General features: G+C 64.7%; 19 protein-coding genes. 7 read left to right on the plus strand and 12 right to left on the minus strand.

Annotated features, from left to right (window positions below; translation table 11 throughout):
• Positions 1 to 116 precede the first annotated feature (116 nt).
• The 3 genes from HUK72_RS15030 to HUK72_RS15040 form a co-directional block, all read right to left on the minus strand.
• Complete coding sequence (locus HUK72_RS15030; protein ID WP_176597441.1) at positions 117 to 542, minus strand: hypothetical protein; 426 nt, start codon at positions 540 to 542, stop codon at positions 117 to 119.
• Between the two features lie 109 nt (positions 543 to 651).
• Complete coding sequence (rlmN, locus tag HUK72_RS15035) at positions 652 to 1,911, minus strand: 23S rRNA (adenine(2503)-C(2))-methyltransferase RlmN (RefSeq protein WP_176597442.1); 1,260 nt, start codon at positions 1,909 to 1,911, stop codon at positions 652 to 654.
• Positions 1,912 to 2,070: 159 nt separating this feature from the next.
• Positions 2,071 to 2,532 carry a hypothetical protein gene (locus tag HUK72_RS15040; protein ID WP_176597876.1) on the minus strand — a complete coding sequence of 154 codons (462 nt, stop codon included), beginning with the start codon at positions 2,530 to 2,532 and terminating at the stop codon, positions 2,071 to 2,073.
• 201 nt (positions 2,533 to 2,733) lie between these two features.
• Between HUK72_RS15040 and dnaN the strand changes: the two genes are divergently transcribed.
• On the plus strand, positions 2,734 to 3,846 hold the full coding sequence (gene dnaN / locus HUK72_RS15045) for a DNA polymerase III subunit beta (RefSeq protein WP_020819146.1): 1,113 nt from the start codon (positions 2,734 to 2,736) through the stop codon (positions 3,844 to 3,846).
• Between the two features lie 232 nt (positions 3,847 to 4,078).
• Positions 4,079 to 6,688 (plus strand): EAL domain-containing protein, encoded by a 2,610-nt coding sequence (locus tag HUK72_RS15050; RefSeq protein ID WP_176597443.1) that lies wholly within the window; start codon positions 4,079 to 4,081, stop codon positions 6,686 to 6,688.
• Positions 6,689 to 6,870: 182 nt separating this feature from the next.
• Here HUK72_RS15050 and HUK72_RS15055 read toward each other — a convergent pair whose 3' ends face one another.
• From HUK72_RS15055 to HUK72_RS15065, 3 genes are all read right to left on the minus strand, one after another.
• The gene (locus tag HUK72_RS15055; protein ID WP_218036126.1) at positions 6,871 to 9,513 is read right to left on the minus strand and encodes a TonB-dependent receptor; all 2,643 of its coding nucleotides are present in this window, start codon (positions 9,511 to 9,513) and stop codon (positions 6,871 to 6,873) included.
• A 145-nt stretch (positions 9,514 to 9,658) separates the two neighbouring features.
• Positions 9,659 to 10,363 (minus strand): 2OG-Fe(II) oxygenase, encoded by a 705-nt coding sequence (locus HUK72_RS15060; RefSeq protein ID WP_176597445.1) that lies wholly within the window; start codon positions 10,361 to 10,363, stop codon positions 9,659 to 9,661.
• A gap of 28 nt (positions 10,364 to 10,391) precedes the next feature.
• Entirely contained in the window at positions 10,392 to 11,150 is a 759-nt protein-coding gene (locus HUK72_RS15065) for a class I SAM-dependent methyltransferase (RefSeq protein WP_176597446.1), read from the minus strand.
• 128 nt (positions 11,151 to 11,278) lie between these two features.
• Here HUK72_RS15065 and pip point away from each other — a divergent pair, with 128 nt between their 5' ends.
• Together pip and HUK72_RS15075 are read left to right on the plus strand one after the other, a co-directional pair.
• Positions 11,279 to 12,232 (plus strand): prolyl aminopeptidase, encoded by a 954-nt coding sequence (pip, locus tag HUK72_RS15070; protein WP_176597877.1) that lies wholly within the window; start codon positions 11,279 to 11,281, stop codon positions 12,230 to 12,232.
• Positions 12,233 to 12,234: 2 nt separating this feature from the next.
• Positions 12,235 to 12,561, plus strand: a complete 327-nt coding sequence (locus HUK72_RS15075; RefSeq protein ID WP_176597447.1) for a hypothetical protein — start codon at positions 12,235 to 12,237, stop codon at positions 12,559 to 12,561.
• Positions 12,562 to 12,660: 99 nt separating this feature from the next.
• Here the strand turns inward: HUK72_RS15075 and HUK72_RS15080 are convergent, their stop codons facing one another.
• From HUK72_RS15080 to HUK72_RS15100, 5 genes are all read right to left on the minus strand, one after another.
• On the minus strand, positions 12,661 to 13,881 hold the full coding sequence (locus HUK72_RS15080; protein WP_176597448.1) for an MBL fold metallo-hydrolase: 1,221 nt from the start codon (positions 13,879 to 13,881) through the stop codon (positions 12,661 to 12,663).
• Positions 13,882 to 14,063: 182 nt separating this feature from the next.
• Positions 14,064 to 15,425: a methyl-accepting chemotaxis protein gene (locus HUK72_RS15085; RefSeq protein WP_176597449.1), complete on the minus strand. Its 1,362-nt coding sequence runs from the start codon at positions 15,423 to 15,425 to the stop codon at positions 14,064 to 14,066.
• Positions 15,426 to 15,521: 96 nt separating this feature from the next.
• Positions 15,522 to 16,442: a DMT family transporter gene (locus HUK72_RS15090; protein WP_176597450.1), complete on the minus strand. Its 921-nt coding sequence runs from the start codon at positions 16,440 to 16,442 to the stop codon at positions 15,522 to 15,524.
• Positions 16,429 to 16,833, minus strand: coding sequence for an endonuclease domain-containing protein (locus tag HUK72_RS15095; RefSeq protein WP_176597451.1), 405 nt, complete (start codon positions 16,831 to 16,833; stop codon positions 16,429 to 16,431). Before HUK72_RS15095 ends, HUK72_RS15090 begins: the two co-directional genes overlap by 14 nt.
• A gap of 76 nt (positions 16,834 to 16,909) precedes the next feature.
• A complete protein-coding gene (locus tag HUK72_RS15100) occupies positions 16,910 to 18,430 on the minus strand; it encodes a fumarate hydratase (protein ID WP_176597452.1) in 1,521 nt (506 codons plus the stop codon).
• Positions 18,431 to 18,559: 129 nt separating this feature from the next.
• On the opposite strand from HUK72_RS15100, the gene HUK72_RS15105 reads away from it, so the two are divergent.
• Positions 18,560 to 19,075: a hypothetical protein gene (locus tag HUK72_RS15105; protein ID WP_176597453.1), complete on the plus strand. Its 516-nt coding sequence runs from the start codon at positions 18,560 to 18,562 to the stop codon at positions 19,073 to 19,075.
• A 95-nt stretch (positions 19,076 to 19,170) separates the two neighbouring features.
• Here the strand turns inward: HUK72_RS15105 and HUK72_RS15110 are convergent, their stop codons facing one another.
• Positions 19,171 to 19,833 carry a glutathione S-transferase family protein gene (locus HUK72_RS15110; protein WP_176597454.1) on the minus strand — a complete coding sequence of 221 codons (663 nt, stop codon included), beginning with the start codon at positions 19,831 to 19,833 and terminating at the stop codon, positions 19,171 to 19,173.
• 515 nt (positions 19,834 to 20,348) lie between these two features.
• Between HUK72_RS15110 and HUK72_RS15115 the strand changes: the two genes are divergently transcribed.
• Together HUK72_RS15115 and HUK72_RS15120 are read left to right on the plus strand one after the other, a co-directional pair.
• Entirely contained in the window at positions 20,349 to 22,322 is a 1,974-nt protein-coding gene (locus tag HUK72_RS15115; protein WP_176597455.1) for a ribonucleoside-diphosphate reductase subunit alpha, read from the plus strand.
• An 88-nt stretch (positions 22,323 to 22,410) separates the two neighbouring features.
• Positions 22,411 to 22,800, plus strand: coding sequence for an endonuclease domain-containing protein (locus tag HUK72_RS15120; RefSeq protein ID WP_255325739.1), 390 nt, complete (start codon positions 22,411 to 22,413; stop codon positions 22,798 to 22,800).
• Positions 22,801 to 22,805 lie beyond the last annotated feature (5 nt).

A 22,805-nucleotide genomic window follows, 5' to 3' on the forward strand; every position in this document is an offset into this window, starting at 1 on the left:
AACTTGTTTCAGCATCCATTGTGCCTCTACACACCTACGGCTCGTGGGGAGAAATGGATGCTGAAACAAGTTCAGCATGACGTCGCTTATATTTTTAAGCTGAATGTCGATACATCCTAAGCCCAGGGCAGGGGCTTCAAATCCGGCTCCGCCCAGCGGCGGCGCGCCTCCACGGACATCAGCCGCTCCCGCGACCAATAGGCGAACAGCCAATCCTTGTCGGCCATCGGAGATTCCATCAGCGCCGCAAAAGCGTCCGTCGGGGAAACCCCTCCCGGCAATCCCGCCAGAACCGCCCGCGCCGCCTTCAGCGAGGCCTGCGTGATCGTCTCATGATAGCCGGACGTGTCGCCGTTCACGCCGCCGACGCTCTCATTATAGGCGGCGATCATCCCCGGCATGTCCCGTTCCGGCGTCAGATCGGGCCGCCGCAGCATCAGCCATAATGCCGTTGAGAAATGGGCCATATGGGTCCATTCCTCCTTGGGCAGAGTCCGCGCGCAAAAGCCCGTCGCGATCCGCTCAATCTCTTCGTCCGTCATTCCTATTCACCCTTCTCATGCCGCCCGGACGAAACCCACAAGAAAAACCCCGCCGTTCCGGGCGGGGTTTCCATTTCGCGCCGCAAAGGCGCACCAAATCGTCCCCGCTCTAACCGAGCGCGGCTTGCTTCTCCGCCGCCAGCCGGTCCAGCTCCGCCCGGCTCTTCTTCTCGCTCGCGGACTTGAGCTGCCCGCAGGCCGCCATGATGTCCCGCCCACGCGGCGTGCGCACCGGCGCGGAAATCCCGCCCTCGAACACGATATTGCTGAAGGCGCGAATCCGCTCCGGCGTCGAACATTCATAATCCGTGCCCGGCCAGGGATTGAACGGGATCAGATTGACCTTGGCAGGCAGCTTATATTGGCGGATCAGCCGCACCAGCTCGCGGGCATCCGCGTCGCTGTCATTCTTGTCCTTGATCATGACATATTCGAAGGTGATGCGCCGGGCGTTGTTCGCGCCCGGATAATCGGCGCAGGCCTGCAACAGCTCCTCAATGCCATATTTCTTGTTCAGCGGCACCAGCTCGTCGCGCACATCCTTGGTCACCGCATGCAGCGACACGGCGAGATTGACGCCGATCTCGTCCCCCGCCCGCGCCATCATCGGCACCACGCCGGAGGTCGACAGGGTGATCCGCCGCTTGGACAGCGCAAGGCCGTCGCCGTCCATCACGACCTTGAGCGCGTCGCGGACATGGTCGAAATTATAGAGCGGCTCGCCCATGCCCATCATCACGATATTGGTCAGCATGCGCCCGTCGGTCGTGTACTGCGATGCGTCATCCGTCTCATCGTCATTGGCCGACGCCATGCTGCCCTTGGGCCACTCGCCCAAAGCATCACGCGCCAGCATGACCTGACCGACGATCTCGCCCGGCGTCAGATTGCGCACCAGCCGCATGGTTCCGGTATGGCAGAAACGGCAGTTGAGTGTGCACCCGACCTGACTCGACACGCATAGCGTCCCCCGGTCCGCGTCCGGGATGAACACCATCTCATAATCCTGCCCGTCGTCGGAGCGCAGCAGCCATTTGCGCGTGCCGTCGCTTGATACCTGCGCCTCCACCACTTCCGGGCGGCCCACGACGAAGCGCTCCGCCATCCAGCCGCGCATCGGCTTGGCAAGGTCGGTCATGGCGTCGAAATCAGTCTCGCCGCGATGATAGAGCCAGTGGAAAAGCTGCTTGGAACGCAGCTTCGCCTGCTTGGCGTCGAGCCCTGCTTCCTCCAGCGCGCCCTTGATCTGCGGCCGCGACAGCCCCATCAGGTCGACGCGCCCGTCTTCACGAGGCGTCACGGCGCGGGGCACGGGCACAGGATCGATAGCGCCGGGAATCGGCATCAAGGGGTTGGCGGCTGTCTGCATGGCCGCGCCCATAGCGGATTTTTGGGGAATTTTAAAGCGGCGCGATTCTGAGGCGCAAGTCGCTGTGGATTTGGTATCACGTGTTCCTGCGAAGGCAGGAACCCAGTCCCGCCCTCTGAACTGGGTTCCTGCCTTCGCAGGAACACGTCGTATCAAACATCACCGCAATCGCGCGCACCCCAGCGCCGCGGCATCGATCGCCGTAGCCGCCCCGCGCAGCGCATAGGTGTCCGCAAAACCCCGACCCCGCGCATCCCGCGTCTGCACGCTCATGCTGGTCGCGGAGCGCATCGCCGCGATGATCGCCGCATCGGTCCGCGCATCGGGCGCCCAGGCGTCGACCTGCCCAGCCACCAGCGTGAAGCGCCGATCCCCCACATTCAGGATCACCGCAGCCTCATCCGCCCGCATCCGGCTCAACCGGAAATGCACCTGCCCGCGCACCTTCTGGCGCGGCCAGCTTCCGACCGCGGCAAAGCCCTCCGCCTTCGCCGCCACGGGCATGGCGATGGCATAGCAGCGCGGACCATTGGTTTGGGAAGGGGCAGGATCGCGAAACGCCCCCCACGCCTCGAACATGCCCAGCGAGTCCCGCGCCTGCGCGGCGGTGGCGATCATCATCAGGGGAAGGGCGAAGGACCGTAACGCTTTCACAACCCCGGCAAAGCGCAAGCTGTTCCTTTTTGCAACCCTCGCCGTAACAAAGCGCCACCCAGCGCTTGCAGGGGCCGCAACAGCGGCTATGAAGGATCATCCATCATTGTCGCCCGGATTCGACCGTCTCCGGGCTTTCGCAAGAAAAGAAACGGACAGAACAGGGACATGAAGGCCACTATCGAACGCGCAACGCTGCTCAAGAGCCTCAGCCACGTCCAGTCGGTGGTCGAGCGGCGCAACACGATTCCGATCCTGTCCAACGTGCTGATCGAAGCGTCGGCCGACGGTGCGATCAAGCTGATGGCGACCGACCTCGACCTCCAGATCGTCGAAAGCGTTTCCGCCCAGGTGGAACAGCCCGGCGCGACCACGATCAGCGCCCACACCCTGTTCGACATCGCCCGCAAGCTGCCCGAAGGCAGCCAGGTGTCGCTCCACGCGGCCGAGGGCAAGATGCTGATCCAGGCCGGCCGCGCCCGCTTCAACCTGTCGACCCTGCCGCGCGACGACTTCCCGGTGATCGCGGAAGGCGACCTGCCGACCAGCTTCGAGCTGCCGGCCGAGACGCTGAAGCAGATCATCGACAAGACGCGCTTCGCCATCTCGACCGAAGAGACGCGCTATTATCTGAACGGCATTTATTTCCATGTCTCCGACGATGGCCAGCCGGTGCTGAAGGCCGCCGCCACCGACGGCCACCGCCTCGCCCGCGTCACCGTGCCGCGTCCGGACGGCGCCGACGGCATGCCGGGCATCATCGTGCCAAGGAAGTGCATCGGGGAACTGCGCAAGCTGCTGGACGAGGTCGAAGGCTCGGTGCAGATTTCGCTTTCCGCCAGCAAGATCCGCTTCGGCCTGGGCAGCGCGATCCTGACCAGCAAGCTGATCGACGGCACCTTCCCGGATTACAGCCGCGTCATTCCGACCGCGAACGACAAGCTGCTCAAGATCGATCCGCGCAGCTTCGAGGAAGGCGTGGACCGCGTCGCCACCATCGCGACGGAAAAGACCCGCGCCGTCAAGATGACGCTGGACCGCGACAAGATCACGCTCTCCGTCACCAGCCCGGAAAACGGCACGGCGGCCGAGGAAGTGCCGGGCGCTTTCCAGGGCGAGGGCTTCGATATCGGCTTCAACGCGCGCTATCTGCTCGACATTCTCGGTCAGATCGACAGCGACCTGGTCGAGCTCCACCTGGCCGACGCCGCCGCGCCGACGCTGATCCGCGAGGATGACCGCAGCCCGGCGCTTTATGTGCTGATGCCGATGCGCGTCTGAGGCTTTGGTTGCGGTTGGGCATTTGTAGCCATTAAGCGCACCGTGCTCCTGCGAAGGCAGGAGCCCAGTCCCGCCCTCGGTGGATAATCGGACCGTCTGAACTGGGCTCCTGCCTTCGCAGGAGCACGGTGCGCATCTAGGAAATGGCATAGTAGACTGTCCGCTCACCACCCACCGTTGACCCAGCCGGGCAGGTAAGTTTCTTTCAATCTCTTCCCGTTACGCAGGAAATATGACTTCCTTGCGGGCGAATCTGGCGGAACTGCAATCGCGGCGAACCGACCTCGTCGCGGCTCTTGGCCTGGCCGAGAGCGGGGCGTCGGTCGACGCCTCCTGGATTTCCGGCACCTTCGTCCATATCGCTCGGCTCTGGCCGCTGGTCCTGCTGGGCAAGCTGTGCATCACTGCCCTGCTGCATGTCCCCTTCTACGAAGCGAACAATATCGGCCATGGCCTCGCCCTGTCGGCCATGCTGCTGGTGGACGGCGTCGCCATCGTCGCGCCCCGCGGCGCGCGTTTCCAGCGGCTGCGGCCGCATCATCAGAAATGGCTGATGCTGCCCATGGTGCTGCTCTCGGGCCTTAGTTTCAGCCTGATGCTGGGACCGTCGCTGATCGCGGGCGCGCTGTCGCGCAATCTGGCGGCGGAAATGGCGGTTGCGCTGATGGCGGTCTCGATCTTCGGTGACCGCCGCTTGCTGGGGGTCAGCTATTTTTGCGGCCTGCTGATCGCCTCGATACTGCATCGGGCGGACTTCGCCCAGGTCGGCCTGCTGATCAGTTGCATCGCCGTGATGCTGGTCGCCGCCCTGCGCCAGGCGAATGCCGACATGAACCGCGCCATCGCCTTCTATCAGCGCGATCTGCGCGCCCAGCGTTCCGACCGGCTGCTGCACGAATATGAGCAATCGGGCCGCGGCTGGTTCTGGGAAACCGACCGTCATGGCTGTCTCGCTTATATTTCCGACACGCTGGTCCGCACCCTGGACCTTGGCAATGAGGCGCTGATCGGCCGCCCGATCACGGACATCATCCGTCCCGGCGACCGGCAGGACGGCGATGGCGAGCGGACATTGGGCTTCCATCTGTCGGCGCGCACCGGCTTTGCCGAAATTCCGATTCGCGCCGCGATGGTGAAGGACGAGCGCTGGTGGTCGATTTCCGGCCAGCCCGTGTTCAACGAATTCGGCCAGTTTCAGGGTTTCCGGGGCAGCGGCACCGACCTGACCGAAATGCGCCGCAGCCAGGCGGAGGTGACGCGGCTCGCCCAATATGATTCGCTGACCGGCCTTGCCAACCGGGTGCAGATGATGCGCTCGCTGGAGCAGGCGGTCGCGGGCAAGAAGGGCCAACCCCGCGACTGCACGCTGATGATGCTGGACCTCGACCGGTTCAAGATCGTCAACGACACGCTCGGCCATCCGGCGGGCGACGCGCTGCTGCGCCAGGTCAGCGAGCGCATCCAGCGCGTCGTCGGGGACAAGGGGTTGGTCGGTCGTCAGGGCGGCGACGAATTCAAGATCCTGCTGCCCGGCCGGCCCGACAAGATCACGCTCGACCATCTGGCGCGGGCGATCATCACCGACGTGTCCCAACCCTATATGATCGGCAGTTCAGCCGTCGTCATCGGCGTGTCGATCGGCATTTCCTTCTGCCCGCAGGACGGCGTGACCGCGGAGGAACTGATCCGCAACGCCGATCTGGCGCTCTACGCCGCCAAGGGCGACGGGCGCGGCGTCTACCGCTTCTATTCGCCGGAAATGCATGCCGATGCGGAGGATCGCCGCCAGTTGGAGGAGGATTTGCGCAAGGCGCTGGTCGAAAACGGCCTGCACCTCGTCTACCAGCCCGTGGTGTCCTCCAAGACGGAGCAGATCACCGGTTATGAAGCGCTGCTGCGCTGGCAGCATCCGGTACGCGGCGCGATCTCGCCCACCCTGTTCGTGCCGATCGCGGAGGAAAGCGGCATGATCGGCCCGATCGGGGAATGGGTGTTGCGCACCGCCTGCCGCGATGCGGCGCAATGGGCGGAGGGGGTGCGGGTGGCGGTCAACGTCTCACCGATCCAGTTCGCCAATCCGGGCCTGCCCTCGGTCGTCATGAACGCGCTCGCCGCGTCCGGTCTGGCGCCCCAGCGGCTGGAGCTGGAGATCACCGAAAGCGTGTTCCTGAACGACGATGACGGCACGGATTCGATGTTCAGCCGCCTCAAGGGCATCGGCGTGCGGCTGGCGCTGGACGATTTCGGCACCGGCTATAGCTCGCTCGGCTATCTGAAGAAGGCGCCGTTCGACAAGATCAAGATCGACCAGAGCTTCGTGCGCGGCGCCGCGATCAAGGGCAGCCCCAACAGCGCGATCATCAAGGCGATCGTCAGCCTGGCCGAAGCGCTGGGCATGGACACGACGGCGGAAGGCGCGGAGACGCAGGACGAACTCGCCCTGATCCGCAATCTGGGGTGCAGCCATATCCAGGGCTATGTCTATGGCCGTCCGCTGCCCGCGGCCGACGTGCTGGTCCAGCAGCATCGCCATGGCGGCATCGCCACGTTGCAGGGCTTCCAGTCGAGCCGTCCGGAGCGCAAGACCATGTTGCGCACCGTCGCCGTGCATCATGACGGCCATGTCTATACCGGCCGCATCCGCAACATCTCCGCCACCGGCGCGCAGTTGGAGGGATTGTGGGACGTGCCCGAAGGCACGCTGTTCGCGATCGAGCTGGGCGACAACCAGACCGTCAACGCCATCGCCCGCTGGTCGAAGGAGGACCGGCTGGGGGTGGAATTCACCCAGTCGATCAACCTCTCCAGCTTGCGCGCGGCGCCCCGGTCGATGGCGTCCTAGGGGGAAGGTGGTTCCCCCTCCCGCAGGCGGGAGGGGGCTAGGGGGTGGGTGCGAGCGCAAGCGAGCTTCTGCGCTATCGGCTAGGGAAGAACGCCGCTGGCGCGGCGGCCCACCCCCGGCCCCTCCCGTCTAAGGGAGGGGAGAAGAACGTCAGCAATTGGCCAAAATTGCTCGCAACCCGTTCAGAAGAACAGCTTGCGGAAGCTGATCGTCACCGCCCGCCCGATGGGGTCGAGATAGCCCGGCTGGTAGCGTACCGGGGTCATCCCGTTGGCATCCGTCACGCTGCGCCGCTGGTTGAAGAGATTGTCGATGCCGATCGACACCCGCGTCCCCCGCAGGAAAGGATGCCGCTTCACCAGCGAAGGCATCTGCCCCAGATTAGCGAACAGCCGCAAATCCACCGTCGCCAGACTGCCGAAGTCCAGCCGCGAGGCCCCGCCCGTCGTTCCGCTCAAGGCTCCATCGACATGGGTGCCGCTTTCCCAATCGACGCTGAGCCGGGCGCCCAGGCCGTTGTTGGTATAGCCGATCCGCCCATTGAGTTCATGCCGCGGCTGGCCGCCCGACGACCCCGTGGCGTCGCCGTTCAGCAGGTCCAGCTCCGGCACGCCCGGCGCGATCAGGATGCTCTCGGTGAAATGCCAGGTGTGATAGAGGCTGAAGCTCAGCCGTCCGCCGCCACCGCCGCGTCCGCCACCGCCGAAACCGCCCGGCCCGCCGAAGCCGCCGCCGCGCTGGCCTCCACCGCCAAAGCCCCCGCCGCCGTCCCGACCACCCTCGCCACGTGGCCGGTCGCCGCCATCCTGCCCTTGGGGCGGCTGCCCACCCTGGCCCCCGCCTGGCCCGCGATTGCCGAACAGGCCGCGCAGGTCCTGCAATTCCTTGGGCCGCTCCTCGGGCTTGGCGCCAGCGGCCCGCCAAGCCTCCACCACCTTCTGGATATGCGATTTCAGGGGGATGCTCAGGTCGAAGCCCCAGCGCAACTGTTCGCTCTGCGAGCGCAGATAGTTGATCGGCCGGGCGTCGATCTGCACCAGATTGCCGTCCTCGTCGCGCAGGAAGCGCTGCCGGAAGGCCGCCTCGATCGCAGGGGTCGGCGTCGGGAAGGCGGAGATCGGATTGGTCGTCCGGCTGTTGGTATAGGTCGCGGTCAGCGTCAGATTGGGCTTTTCGAACGGCTTGATATTGGCGCTGAGGCGGAACTGGTCGCGCACGCTTTCCTTGAGGGCCGCGTTGCCGCCGCTCAGTTGCGTGACGAACACGGTCTGCCCGGTCTCATAGTCGAACACCGACACGTTGGGCGTCGCAATCGGCGGATCGGTGATCTGCGAGCCGGTCGGCGCGGCGCGATCCTGATTGGCCGACATCAGCAACTGCACGGCGGGCACCGGCCGCCAGCGCATGCCGTAACCCAGGGTCGAAAGCGTGCCGAAGTCGGAATAATGCTGGGCCGCCGCGTTCATGTTGACGCCGATGTCGCCCACCGCGCCCAGCACGCCCTTCGACCGGCTGGTGATCGGCAGGTCCAGGCTGATCTGCCCGCTGCCGATTTCGCGGCTGTAGCTCGAATCGCGCTCTACGCCCGACCGGATCGACCAGCTATCGAAGCCATTGGCCGACCCGCCCAGCCGCACCGATGTCGTCACTGCGCCTGCGGGCAGGTCGAACAGCGGGCCGGACAGCAGCAGGTCGCCCTGCACTGCCCTGGATTCGGCCTTCGCCTGGTCGATGGCGCGAGTGGACAGGAGGTCGGCCGGAAAACCGCCGAAGGGATCGCCGCCGCCATTGATCGCACTCTGGATCGCGTCGGCATTCACGCCGCGATCGGTGGTGGTGCGGGTGTTGGAATAATCGCCATTGCCGGTGAAGGACCATTGCCACCCCCCACCCAGCAGCCCGTTCAGCGTCACGCCGACATGGCCGGTCGTGCCCTTGATCTGCTGCCCCAGCTCGCCCGCCTGCCGCAGATAGCGATAGAAGCTCGTCGGAGTGGCGAAGGGCGAGAAGGGGTTGCTGGCCGGCAGGTCGAACGCCGCCGCCTGGAATCCCTGCAAACTGTCATTGTCCGACAGTTCCAGCCGCCCGTTGATCGTCATCGACACCTTGCCCAAGGCGCGGGCCAATGTCGCATTGGCGGCGAAGCTCTCCGTCGCCGGGCTGAGCGTGCGATGATGCGCCAGCTCGCCGCCGGTCATGGCGTTCTCGCCCACCAGGAAGGCATCGAGGCCCGATAGCTGGTTGGCCCGCTCACCCTGCACGGTCGGCGCCACCCCGCGCTCGCTCTCCAGCAGCGACGCGGCGGTCTTGTACTGCATGTTAAGGGTGAAGCGATTGTCGCCCCGGATGCGCAGCAGCCCGCCTTCCGCAGAGCCGTTGTCGCGCCCGCCCTCCGTCGTCGTGCCTGCGCGCAGATCCACCGTCTCGGCGCGGAAACGCTGGCGCAGCACGATGTTCACCACCTTCTGCGTCGGCGCATAGCCATAGCTGAGCGCGACCTGCTCCGGCAGTATGTCGACCCGCGCCACCGCTTCGGAGGGGATGTCTTGAATCTCCGAGAAACTCGAAATCCGCTTGCCGTTCAGCAGGATCACGGGGCTGCCGTTGGTCTGCGGCGACAGCTCCGTGATCATCTCGGCTATGGAGGTGACGCCCAGCGCGCGCACGTCGGCGGGGGAAAGCTGCTGCTCCGGCTTGATGTTGCCGGCCACCGCGCCGCGTTCGGGCTGGCCGGTGACGACGATCTCGTCCGCATCGTCCATCTGCCCGGCCGGGCCCCTGGGCGGTTCGGTCTGCGCCATCAGCGCGCCCGGCGCGGCACTCATCATCAACGGAAACAGAAGACATGCGAAGGAACGGCGCACTTTTAACCCCTAAATCAGACCCTGGAGCCTCCCCCTCTAGGGGGGAGTTGTCGCAAAATTCTGGCAAGGCCGATAAAGATTTGTCGCAAAATGTAATCCCGCAAAATCACGCCGCATCGTGAAAGATGATCCCCAGCGTGTAGCGAACCCCCGAAAGCAGCCGGCTGACGCCATGGCGCATCTGCACCCGATGCACGCCCCGCGTGCCGGTCACGGGCCGGTCCCGCACAGGGAAGACCACTGCGTCGCCTTGGGCCAGCGGAACCACCTCGGGCCGCGACTGCATACGGGGCCGCTGTTCGGTCAGGACGAAGGCGCCGCCGGTAAAGTCCCGCTCCGGCGCTGACAGCAGGATCGCTGCCTGAAGCGGAAAGAGATGCGGGCCGTAGACGTCCTGATGCAGCGCGTTCCAGTCCCCCGCCTCATAGCGCAGCAACAGCGGCGTCGCCTTGTCCTGCCCGCCCAGCGCGCCGGCCTTCAGGAAATCGGCATGGCGGGCGGGATAGATGGCGCCATTCCCCAACATCGCCGCCCAGCGATTGGCGACCTCCGCCAGCGCCGGATAGAGCGCTTCCCGCAGGGCGGCGACAGGCGCGGGCAGAGGATAGTCGAAATAGCGGTAGCGCCCGCTGCCATAGCCGTGCCGCGCCATCACCACTTCCTTGCGGAAGAGGCGCGGCTGCTCCCACAGCGCGATCATCTCCGCGCATTGGTTGGCGGAAAGCAGGGCAGGCAGGCGCGCCGCGCCATGGCGATCGAGATCGGAGAGGTCCATGCCCGCCAGAGTGACGCCGCCGCGTTCCCCTGTCATCCCGCCGCTTGCGCTCAAAACCCGCGCATCATTTCGGCTTGCGGAAGCGGAACAGGAAGCGGTCGGTCTTGCCGCGAATGGCGGGGTCGAACACATTTTTGCTGTGGTCGTCCTGCGGATTGGCGAAGAGCGGGCTTTCCCCGGCCAGCACGAACCCCGCCTTGGCGAAGTCCGCCTTGACCACTGCCGGATCGATCCGGTGCAGCTTGTCGACGATGGCCCGCGTGTCGCCCGCCGGCCCCGCATGGTCGATCACCCCGACGATCCCGCCCGGCTTGGTCGCGGCATAGAGCGCCTTCACAAAGGCCGCCGGATCGGTGAAGGCTATGCCCATCTTCTCCGACTGCCAGTAGAGGTCGTGATAATTGAGGTTGATCAGGGCGAAGTCGAAACTGTTCGCAGGCGCGGAGAAGCCCTCGAACGGATAGCTGACCCATCGCACCTCCGGCCGCCGCGCCTGAAGCGCCTGCCATTTCTGCTGGCTTTCGGGCTTGCTGGTGAACTGGCTGGGTTCGAAGCCCGTCACCTTGCCCTTCGGCCCCACGACATTGGCCATGATCTCCGCCCAATAGCCCGATCCGGTGACGATGTCCGCCGCCTTCATGCCGCGCTTCAGGCCCAGAAAGGCCAGGGTTTCGGCAGGCTTGCGGCTTTCGTCCAGCGCCTTCGCTTCGGCCGGGCGCCTGGCGTCGGCAATGGCGGCGGCATAATCGGGCGCCTTCGCTTGCGCCGCAAGGGGGACGGAAAGAGCCAGGTTGGCGCAGAAAAGGGCAAGGGCGGAACGCATCGGAAACCCTCCTATCTAGGATGCGCGGGAAGATGCATCGTCAATCATGGGCGATCAAGCGCCGCTTGCCGAAGCGGATCGCGCGTCTGTCGATTGCATTGCCCGCCAGAGTTTCTACACCTTGGCCTATGCGCACGCTCTACCCGCCTGTCGAACCCTTCGCGTCCGGCCATCTCGATGTCGGGGACGGCCACCATATTTACTGGGAACGCGCCGGAACGCCCGGCGCCAAATCCGCTATCTTCCTGCATGGCGGCCCTGGCGGCGGCATTTCGCCCGACCATCGCCGCCTGTTCGATCCGCAGCTTTACGACGTCCTCCTCTTCGACCAGCGCGGCTGCGGTCGCTCGACGCCTCATGCGGAGCTGGACGCCAACACCACCTGGCATCTCGTCGCGGACATAGAGCGCCTGCGGGCGATGATGGGCGTCGACCAATGGCTGGTCTTCGGCGGAAGCTGGGGCTCCACCCTGGCGCTCTCCTATGCCCAAACCCACCCCGATCGCGTGACGGAGCTGGTGCTGCGCGGCATCTTCACCATCCGCCAGCAGGAGATCGACTGGTATTATCAGCAAGGCGCCAGCCGCATCTATCCCGACAAATGGGAACGCTTCGTCGCGCCGATTCCGGAGGCGGAACGCGGCGACCTGCTCCACGCCTATCGCCGCATCCTGACCGGCGGTGACCGCGCCCGGCAGGTCGCCGCCGCCAAGGCCTGGAGCGTCTGGGAAGGCGAGACCATCCGCCTGCTCCCCGACGAAGCCCTCTCCGCCACGCATGAGGCGGATGATTTCGCGCTCGCCTTCGCCCGGATCGAAAATCATTATTTCGTCCATGGTGGCTGGCTGGAGGAAGGCCAGCTCATCCGCGACGCGGGCAAGCTGGCGGCCATTCCCGGCGTGATCGTGCAGGGCCGCTACGACATGGCCTGCCCGGCGGAGACCGCATGGGCGCTGCACCGCGCCTGGCCGCAGGCCCGCTTCGAGATGATCGAAGGCGCGGGCCATGCGTTCAACGAACCCGGCATATTGGACGCGCTCATCCGGGCGACGGACGGCTTTGCCACCCAGGCGAAAGGATAAGCATGCGCAAATGGATGGTGCTGGCGGGGGTGTTGACCCTTATGGCCTGCGGAGAAAAGAGCGATCCGATCGCCGCCGTCGACAAGCGGACAACCCCCGAAACCGGCGCGGCGGCGGAAGTGGCCAAGCTGGACGAAGCCCAGCGCAACGGCGTGCTGGAACGGGCGGTGCGCGCATCGGGCGCGGCGTGCCCGACCGTCGCGAAATCGGAACGCACCGAAGTGCGCCATGGCGTCATGGGCTGGAAAGCCGAATGCAACAACGGCACGGCGCATCTGATCGAAATTCAGGCGGACGGCACGGCGAACGTCACCAGCCGCACCTATTGAAGGTTGCCCCGATACGCCTTCCTCAAAAGCTGAGCGATAATCATTCGCGAAGGAGAGGCTGAGCGGCGGGAATTGGCCAGAAACCGACCGGCGTCTTCATCATTCCAGCGCCGCGATCGCCCGCCGGTCGCAGCTTTTCGCCCCACGCGGCACCGGCGCATAGCCCGGCACCAGGATCGACTGCCCGATCCTGAGCGGCGCGAAGCGTTTCCGTTCGATCCCGGCGCAACGCAGATAGAGTTCCAGCATCTTCGGCGGGGTATCCCGTTTCTCATAGGACAGGCGGAACGTCCCCCAATGGATGGGAATCGCGGTCGAGGCCTTGAGCTTTTCGAACACCCGCACCGCCTGTTCCGGTCCGATATGCGAATCCGACTGCATCTGCCCCGGATAGAAGCGGAACGCCCCGATCGGGATCATCGCCAGCCTGATCGGTCCCAGCCGCGCCGCTTCCTCCGGCCAGGCCATGTCGCCCGCACCGCTATCGCCCGCGAAGAAGATGTTCCCCGCCCGCGTCTCAATGAAGAAGCTCGACCACAAAGCCCGGCTGCGGTCCGTGTTCCAGCGGCTGCTCCAATGATGGTTGCGCAGCACATGGACGCGATAATCCGGGCAATGCTCGTAATTCTCGCACTGGATCACCGTGTCGCTGCCCAGGCCGTTCAGCGCCGCGCCGCTCACCGACTGCCCCCAGTCGAGCGCCATCGACGGGATGCCGTTGGCCTTCAGGATCGCGTCGTTGCCCAGGCTCGTGATGATCTTGGGCCGGTCCCGTTCCCACAGCCTTTTCAGCGTGGGGATGTCCATATGGTCATAATGATTGTGGCTGACGAGGATGAGGTCGATCTTCGGCAGATCGTCGAAGCTTATTCCCGGCTGCGCCACCCGCTTTGGCCCCAGCGGGGGGAAAGGGCTGGCATAGTCCGACCAGATCGGATCGGTCAGGATATTGAGGCCCGCCGCCTGCACCAGCACGGTCGCATGCCCCACCCAGGTCGCCACCATCCCCTTGGGTGCGGCGAAGACGGGCGGGCGCGAGGGCTTGACCGCCACCATGTCGGGCCATGAGGGGCGGTCGTCCCGCCCCATCAGCCAGCGTGCGATGAAGCCCTGACGGTTGCTGCCCGGCGGCGCGGGAAAGCGGATTTCCCCATCGGGATTGAAGAAATGCGCGCCGTCATAATGGCGGCTGACCGGTCCCTCATAATAGATGCGGTCGAGAAAGGGCGGCACGATGGTCACCGCCAGGCACAGGGCGACCGCCAGGAATAGCAGCGCGATGCCCAGGCCCTTTACGATTTTCCCGACGATGCGGCCCATGCCGTCTCCCGCTATGATGACGGGGAGGGACATAGCGCGGATCGGGGCGCGGGCAAGAGTGCGGGGTGGATGGGTGGATTCCCTGCCATTCCCCATTTCGTCACGCCGGGCTTGACCCGGGGTCCCGCTTTTCTTGTAAACCGGCGCCTATCCCAAGGTAGCGGGACCCCGGGCTCAAACCCCTATCCTTGATCCTGATAGGCCATCTGCAAGATTCCCCAATGCCGCCCTCGCACATGGATGGAGGCGATCACCTGCTTCAGCAGGATGACCTCGCCCGCGGCGTTCAGCCGCCGATAGGCCTTGATGCAGAAGGGTTGGGTGATCCTGCACTGCTCGCGTGTGTCGGGATAATCGAAGATCAGTCCCTGGCGCGAATATTCGAAATTCCAGTTATCGTCGCCCGGCCGCTGCGGATGCGAGCGTTCCGGCATGGCGACCGCGCCGAAGCTGTTGCGGTCGGTAAAGGTCATGCCGAACAGCCCGCCAAAGCCCCGCGCCCGTTCCTGCTGCACCCGCGCCGCGGGGATCAGCGCCGGTTGTACCGGATGGCTATATTGCACCGGCTGCGTGTCGGGGATCGGCGTATAGATTGCGCTGAACAACTCGCCTTCGGTCAGGCGGCCATCGACGATGGCCTGATCCAGCGCGGCGCTCACCGCCTGCGCGGCATCCAGGCAGAAATCGATATAGGGCGAATCGGGAATCTCGACGCCGCTTTCCGCCACCAGTTGCAGCAGTTGGTTGGTATCGTCGCTGGCGGTGGAAATGCGGCCCGACAGCCTTTGCAAGCCCCCCGCATTGTCGGTGGAGGTGCTCGCCAGCGCCGCCAGCCCGCCGCGTATCTCGCCCGCCGATCCGACGATGGAGGCGATGCGTTCCGCCACGGTCTCGCTGTTGCTGGACAGATCCTCCATCAACGCGCCCAGCCGTTCGACCAGCAGCTCGATATTCTTGGTGTCGTTCAGCGCCGTGCGCGCCGTCTCCGCGCCATGGACGATGCCCTCCAGCATCTTGCCCGCCTCGCCGGTCAGCGCGCCGATCGACTGGTCGATGGTCTGGGTGGCGGCGGCGGTTTCCTGCGCCAGCTTCTTGACCTCGGCGGCGACCACGGCAAAGCCGCGCCCGGCATCGCCCGCGCGCGCCGCCTCTATGGTGGCGTTGAGCGCCAGCAAATTGGTCTGGCTGGCGATGCCGCTGATCACGCTGGTCACATGGGCCACGGTCTTCAGCGCCTCGCGAAAGCCGTCCAGCCGCTCATGCACGCTGCTGACCCGCTCGATCAGATGGACGAAATTGCCGTTGGCGTCGGACAATTGCCGCCCGGAATCCTGAATGATGCCCCGCGCCGCGACCGCCTTTTCCCGCGCATCCTGTCCCGCCAGCGCGACGCTTTCGCCGTCGCTCGAAAGCTGCGCCGCCGCGCCGCTGATCGCCTCGATCGTGCTGGCCTGATGGGTGACGCGATCCGCGAGCTCGCTGATGTCCGCCTGCAGGTCGAGCGTGCGGATGCCAAGGTCGCCGGACAGCTTGGCCACCTTCATCACCGCTTGCGCGACAGTCTCGGTTCTTGCCTGATGTCTCACGGCGAAAGAGCTATCGGACGATAGTAAAAGAAGCGTTAGCGATGCGGCGAACCGCTACAGCGACCCCATCAGCGCCAGCACGACGCCGCCTGCCACCAGCATCAGCCCCATGACTTCGCTGCGCGCCATCCGTTCGCCCAGGTAGAAATGGCCAAAGCCCAGGGTGAAGGCGACCTCGACTTGCCCGACGATCCGCACCAGCGCGACCGGCGCCGTCGCAAAGCCGGTGAACCAGCAGGCCGAACCGAGCGCGGACAGCAGCCCGACCTGTCCCGAAACCCGCCAGCTATGCAACACTTTGCGCATCTGTTCCGGCTCGCGCAGCAGCAGATAGCCGCCCTGCATCGCCGTCTGCAGCGCGACCGTCACCACCAGCACGACCAGCGCGGCGAGGATCGGATCGCTGCTGCCTACCTGCTGCGTCGCCCGGCGCACGCCGATCGCGGCCAGCGCGAAGAAAAAGCCCGACGCGATCCCGCAAAGCGCCGCCGGCTGCCCCAGGGCGCGGACGAAGCCCGCCCGCTTGCCGCCGGTCGACAGCAGCATGACCCCCATAACGCCACAGCCTATTCCCGCCCAGGCCAGCGGATGCAGCCGCTCCCCCATCAGCAGGAAGGACAGGATGGCGCCCTGCACCGCTTCGGTCTTGGAATAGGCCGTGCCGACGACGAAATTGCGATGGGCGAAGGCCATGATCAGCAGGTTGGTCGCGATGATCTGCGCCAGCCCGCCGCCCAGGCAGAACAACAGGAACCGCGGATCAGGCGAGGGCAGGGGACCGGGAAAGATCAGCCGGTAGCCGCCCAGCAGGACCAGCGCGAAGGGCAGTCCATAGAGATAGCGAACCAGCCCGGCGGCATTGACCGACAGTTGCTTGCTGACCCGCCGCTGCACCGCCGTCCGCCAGGCCTGTACCGCGCCAGCCAGCAATGTTGCTGGCAACCAGATGGGAAACACTATCCTAATCCTCCCCATGCACAGCATGGGGAGGGGGACCAGCCGCAGGCTGGTGGAGGGGAAATGCGCGGCAGTGGTGCAGGATATGCCGCGTCACGTCGTCGAAATTACGGAGCACGTCGACAGCCTTGATCCTCAAGACCTGAACCCCTTGAGAGCGCAGCCAGGCATCGCGCATTTGATCATGCGCGCTCTGCTCAGCATTATCATGAAAGCCCCCATCGACCTCGATCGCCAGCCGTGCCGAGGCGCAATAGAAATCCAGCACATAAGGCCCGACAGGATGCTGCCGCCGGAACTTCAGCCCCTCAGGCCGCTCTCTCAGCCATTGCCACAGCGCGATCTCCGGCGGTGACAGCGCGCGCCGTAATCCGCGGGCTTGCGCAACCGTTTTCCTCTTGGGAGGCATCGCGCCAATTCCCCTCCACCATTTGCTTCGCAAACGGTCCCCCTCCCCATCTTTCGATGGGGAGGATTTGGCGAACTCATGCCTTTTCGAGAAGACCTTCCTTCCGGATCTTCTCCTGCCACACCAGCGGGGCGAGGCGGTGGACATTCTGGCCTTCGCTGTCGACGGCGACGGTCACGGGCATGTCCTGCACCGTGAATTCGTAGATCGCTTCCATGCCCAGATCCTCGAAGCCCACGACCTTGGCTTCCTTGATCGCCCGCGCCACCAGATAGGCCGCGCCGCCGACCGCCATCAGGTAAGCGCTCTTATGCTGGGCGATACTGTCCGTCGCCGCCGGTCCACGCTCGGCCTTGCCGACGCAGGCGGCGAGGCCCTGCTCCAGCATCATGTCCATGAACTTGTCCATCCGCGTCGCGGTCGTCGGACCGGCGGGGCCGACAACCTCGTCGCGCACTGGATCGACCGGGCCGACATAATAGATCACCCGGCCCTTGAAATCGACCGGCAGCTCCTCGCCCTTGGCCAGCATGTCCTGGATGCGCTTGTGCGCCGCATCGCGCCCGGTCAGCATCTTGCCATTGAGCAGCAGGCGGTCGCCATGCTTCCAGCTCTGCACCACTTCGGGCGTCAGATTGTCGAGGTCGACACGGATCGCTTCCTTGCTCGGCTTCCAGTCGACCTGCGGCCATTCACTGATCTTCGGCGCCTCCAGATAGGCCGGTCCCGAGCCGTCCAACGTGAAATGCGCGTGACGGGTCGCCGCGCAGTTGGGGATCATCGCCACCGGCTTGCCCGCCGCATGGCAGGGATAGTCGTATATCTTGACGTCCAGGATGGTCGAAAGCCCGCCCAAACCCTGCGCGCCGATGCCCAGCGCATTGACCTTGTCGAAAATCTCGATCCGCAGCTTCTCAATCTCGTTCTGCGGCCCGCGTGCCTTGAGCTCGCCCATGTCGATGGGCTCCATCAACGATTCCTTGGCCAGCGCCACGGCCTTTTCCGCCGTGCCGCCGATGCCGATACCCAGCATGCCCGGCGGGCACCAGCCCGCGCCCATTTGCGGGATCATTTCCAGCACCCAGTCGACGATGGAGTCGCTGGGGTTCATCATCTTGAACTTGGTCTTGTTTTCCGAGCCGCCGCCCTTGGCCGCGACGTCCACGGTCACCTTGTTGCCCGGCACCAGCTCGACATTCAGCACGCAGGGCGTGTTGTCCTTGGTGTTGACGCGGCTGAAAGCCGGGTCCTTCAGGATCGAGGCGCGCAGGCGGTTTTCCGGGTTGAGATAGGCCTTGCGCACGCCGTCATCGACCACGTCCTGCATCGAGCGGCTGTTATCGTCCAGGCGGCAGTCCATGCCCCATTTGATGAAGACGTTGACGATGCCGGTGTCCTGGCAGATCGGGCGATGGCCTTCGGCGCACATGCGGCTGTTGGTCAGGATCTGGGCGATGGCGTCCTTCGCCGCCGGATTGGCTTCGGCGTCATAGGCTTTACCCAGCGCGCGGATATAATCCATCGGATGATAGTAACTGATGAACTGGAGCGCGTCGGCTACGCTCTCGATCAGATCGGCGGTCTTGATGACGGTCATCTACCCTGGGTCCCTAACTAGCGGCCCGCCCTGCACGGCGGGTCCATGCAGGGGAGCGGCTAGTAGGGAATCGCGTGCGAGTCCAGTGGCGGCAGGGAGCCGGGAGCCCGGCCCAAGCGTTGTCCCGCCATGCCCCGCGCGCTCAAGACCTATCGCACCGCCATCGGCTTTCACGATGCCTATGTCGCCGCGCCCAGCCAGAAGGCGGCGCTGGAGGCATGGGGCGCCGACGCCAATCTCTTCGCCCGCGGCGTGGCGGAGGTGGTGACCGATCCGGCCCTCACCGCCGATCCGCTCGCCCATCCGGGCCAGGTCATCAAGCGCCCGCGCGGTTCCATGGCGGAGCATCTCGCCGCCCTGCCGCACGAAAAGCCCGCGAGCGGCCGAAAGGCGGCAGCGCGCAAGGAGGCCAAGCCAAAGCCCCGCCCCGACCGCACCCCGCTGGAGGAGGCGGAAGAGGCGCTGGCGGTGCTCGACCGGCGGCAGGAAATGGAACGCCAGCAACTGGGCCGCCGCGAAGCCGCCTTAAGGCGCGATCGGCAAGCGCTTGAGCAACGGCACCAGATGGAAAAGGATCGCCTGCAACATGCCCGCGATACCGCGGCAAAACGCTATGAACGCGCCCTCAAAGCGTGGAAGGGTTGAGAGTCCTCACCTTCACACTCAGCATGACGACATTTATATAGGCCAGCCCGTATATCCGGTCAGCCGGGTGCGCCAAGGCCTGCGGAGATTCCGACTCATGCCTTCCTCGCCACCCTATCCGCAAACGGGAACATATGCCACCAGGGCGCCTTCTCCCGCAGCACCCGCGCAAAGCTCTCCCGCGCCTCCAGCCGCTCCAGATAGGCGCCCAATGCCGGAAAGCCGCCCCGCATCGGCTCGATCTTGTCGGCATAGAAGAGCGCGGGCGCCGCCGCGCAATCGGCCAGGGTGAAGTCGTCCCCCGCCGCCCAGCGCCGTCCCGCCATCCGCTGCTCCAGCAGGGCATAGGCCCTGCCCAGCATCCGCCGCGCCTCTCCCACCGCATAGGCGTCGTTAGCCACCCCCTCGGGCCGAATCCGGTCCCCGACGATCGCCTGCATCGGCGTCATCACATAATTGTCGAACAGCCGGTCCATCAGCCGCACCTCCAGCGCGGCGTCGGCATCGTCGGGAATCGGGCGGAACGGCCCCGGACAATGCTGCCCCAGATATTCGACGATGATGCTGGCCTCCGCGATCGTCCGGTCCCGCGCCTCGTCGCGCAGCACCGGGAATTTCCCCAGCGGCCACAGCGCGAGCCAGGCCTCCGCCACCGCCGGATCGTCCAGCATGCGCGGCTCGAACGCCGTGCCGTTTTCATACAGGGCGATCAGCGCCTTCCAGCAATAGGAGGAGAGGGGGTGGTAATAGAGAATCATGTCGGCGTCTCTCCTGGCCCGGAAGGGGAATATGGATAGGCCTTTAACGGCTCCGCACACCATATCTTGTCATGCGCCGGTCATGAAACGCCATGGGTCGTGGCACGGCTTTTCGCGCATTTCCGTGGCAAGCCAAATTTATTTTACAAGCCAAATTGTCCCTCTTGCCTTTTGACAAGCCAAGGAAAGTCCATGCGTCGCTGCGTTGCGACGTGCCGAACGGTCGATGAAATGAGTCGGAGCGGCGACGAACCGAGTCCCCGAACTGTCATTTACCCCCTTGAAAGGAAATGAAGCTGTGGCACTATCCCTTGTATCGGGTTAACGGGGGTTACCCAACAGATTGTGATCGCGCCAACCGGACCCGCTTCCGGAAGGGAGGGTTTTTTGCCCTTGAGATCGCGCCTGCTGGCCCCATCTCCGTGCCTGACCGGGTCGAAAATGCTAAGTTCTTTCGGCCTGGCTGGCAGCGGCTTGACCGAATCGAACGGAACGGGAACATTCGGGGGCTGGTCATGGATTTTCGAGATAGCGAACAGGTGAGTGCAAACGACGTGGCAACCGTGATTGACGAAGTGGTCGAAACCGTGGCGGAAAAGAAGAAGGCCCAGACTTTTTCTGGCCAGACTCCTTCGGGTCAGTCTTCAGCCCCTAAGGCTGATCCTGCGCCCACCTCCTCGTCCAGCGTGCTGGAGCGCCGCTTCCATGTCGTGACCGACAATAGCCGCGACGCGCTGCTGACCGATTTCGGCAAAGACACCCTGCAGGACCGCTATCTGCTGCCCGGCGAAAGCTATCAGGATTTGTTCGCCCGCGTCGCCGCCGCCTATGCCGACGACGCCGACCATGCCCAGCGCGTCTACGACTATATCTCGCGCCTCTGGTTCATGCCCGCCACGCCCGTATTGTCGAACGGCGGCACCGGCCGGGGCTTGCCCATCAGTTGCTATCTGAACAGCGTCGACGACAGCCTGGAAGGCATCGTCAACACCTGGAACGAGAATGTCTGGCTCGCCTCGCGCGGCGGCGGCATCGGCACCTATTGGGGCAATGTGCGCGGCATTGGCGAGCCGGTCGGCCTCAATGGCAAGACCAGCGGCATCATCCCCTTCGTCCGCGTGATGGACAGCCTCACCCTCGCGATCAGTCAGGGCAGCCTGCGTCGCGGTTCGGCCGCCTGCTATCTCGACGTCTCCCATCCGGAGATCGAGGAGTTTCTCGAAATCCGCAAGACGTCCGGCGACTTCAACCGCAAGGCGTTGAACCTCCACCATGGCGTGCTGCTGACCGACGAGTTCATGGAAGCGGTGCGCGACGGCACCGAATTTAATCTGCGCAGCCCCAAGGATCAGTCGGTGCGCGGCAGCGTCAACGCCCGCGCCCTGTTCCAGAAGCTGGTCGAGGTCCGCCTCGCCACCGGCGAACCCTATATCGTCTTCAACGACACCGTGAACCGCATGATGCCCAAGCATCACCGCGATCTCGGCCTCAAGGTGTCGACGTCCAACCTTTGTTCCGAAATCACTTTGCCGACGGGTCGCGACCATATCGGCAATGACCGCACGGCAGTCTGCTGCCTTTCTTCGCTCAATCTCGAAACCTGGGATGAATGGAAGGACGACAAGCAGTTTGTCGAGGATGTCATGCGCTTCCTCGACAATGTGCTGCAGGACTATATCGACCGCGCGCCGGAAGAAATGGCGCGGGCGAAATATAGTGCGAGCCGTGAACGGTCAGTGGGCCTGGGGGTGATGGGGTTCCACTCCTTCCTCCAGGCCCGGGGACTTCCGTTTGAAGGCGCGATGGCCAAGAGCTGGAACCTGCGCATCTTCAAGCATATCAGCGAAAAGGCCGCCGAAGCCTCGATGCAGCTCGCCGTCGAGCGCGGCCCGTGCCCGGATGCCGCCGACATGGGGGTGATGGAGCGTTTCAGCTGCAAGATGGCGATCGCGCCTACCGCGTCGATCAGCATCATCTGCGGCGGCACATCTGCCTGTATCGAGCCGATCCCCGCGAACATCTATACGCACAAGACGCTGTCGGGCAGCTTCGCGATCAAGAATCCCTATCTGGAAAAGCTGCTGGTCGAAAAGGCCAAGGACAGCACGGCGGTCTGGAACTCGATCCTCGAAAAGGGCGGCAGCGTCCAGCATCTCGATTTCCTCAGCCAGGAAGAGAAGGACACGTTCAAGACCAGCTTCGAGATCGACCAGCGCTGGCTGCTCGAACTGGCCGCCGACCGCACGCCCTATATCGACCAGGCGCAGTCGCTGAACCTGTTCATCCCGGCCGACGTGGAGAAATGGGATCTGCTCATGCTCCACTACCGCGCATGGGAATTGGGCATCAAGTCGCTCTATTATCTGCGCTCGAAATCGGTCCAGCGCGCCGGCTTCGCAGGCGGGGTCGAGGCGGACAACACGATCGACGCCCCCAAATTCGAAATTGGCGAGACCACCGACTATGACGAGTGCCTCGCCTGCCAGTAACCCAATAATCTCCTCTCCCCTTGTGGGAGAGGAAGGGGCCCGCGCGGCAAAGCCGCGTGGGAAGGTGAGGGGTAAGGCCCCAAACCCGATGATCACCCGCGCACGTGAACTCCGCCGCAATGCAACCGAAGCCGAGCAGCGCCTCTGGAGCCTCCTCCGCGAAAAGCTGCCAAGCGCGAAGTTCCGTCGCCAAGTCCCCATCGGCCCCTATTATGCAGACTTCGCCTCTCATGCAGCCCGCCTGATCATCGAACTGGACGGCGGCCAGCATGATGAAGCGGTAGATGCGTCCCGCACGGCCTTCCTTGAAGGGGAAGGCTATCGCGTGATCCGCTTCTGGAACCATGAGTTGATGCAGAATATCGAAGGCGTGCTGGCAAGAATAGCGACCTTCACCCTTCACCCTCCCATCGCTGGCGCGATGGGCCCCTCCCTCTCCCACAAGGGGAGAGGGTCTGGTATAAGTTTCGCGGAGTAACCACC

Origin of the sequence: Sphingobium sp. 15-1 (assembly GCF_013375535.1) — a bacterium.
Classification (GTDB): Bacteria; Pseudomonadota; Alphaproteobacteria; order Sphingomonadales; family Sphingomonadaceae; genus Sphingobium; species Sphingobium aromaticivastans.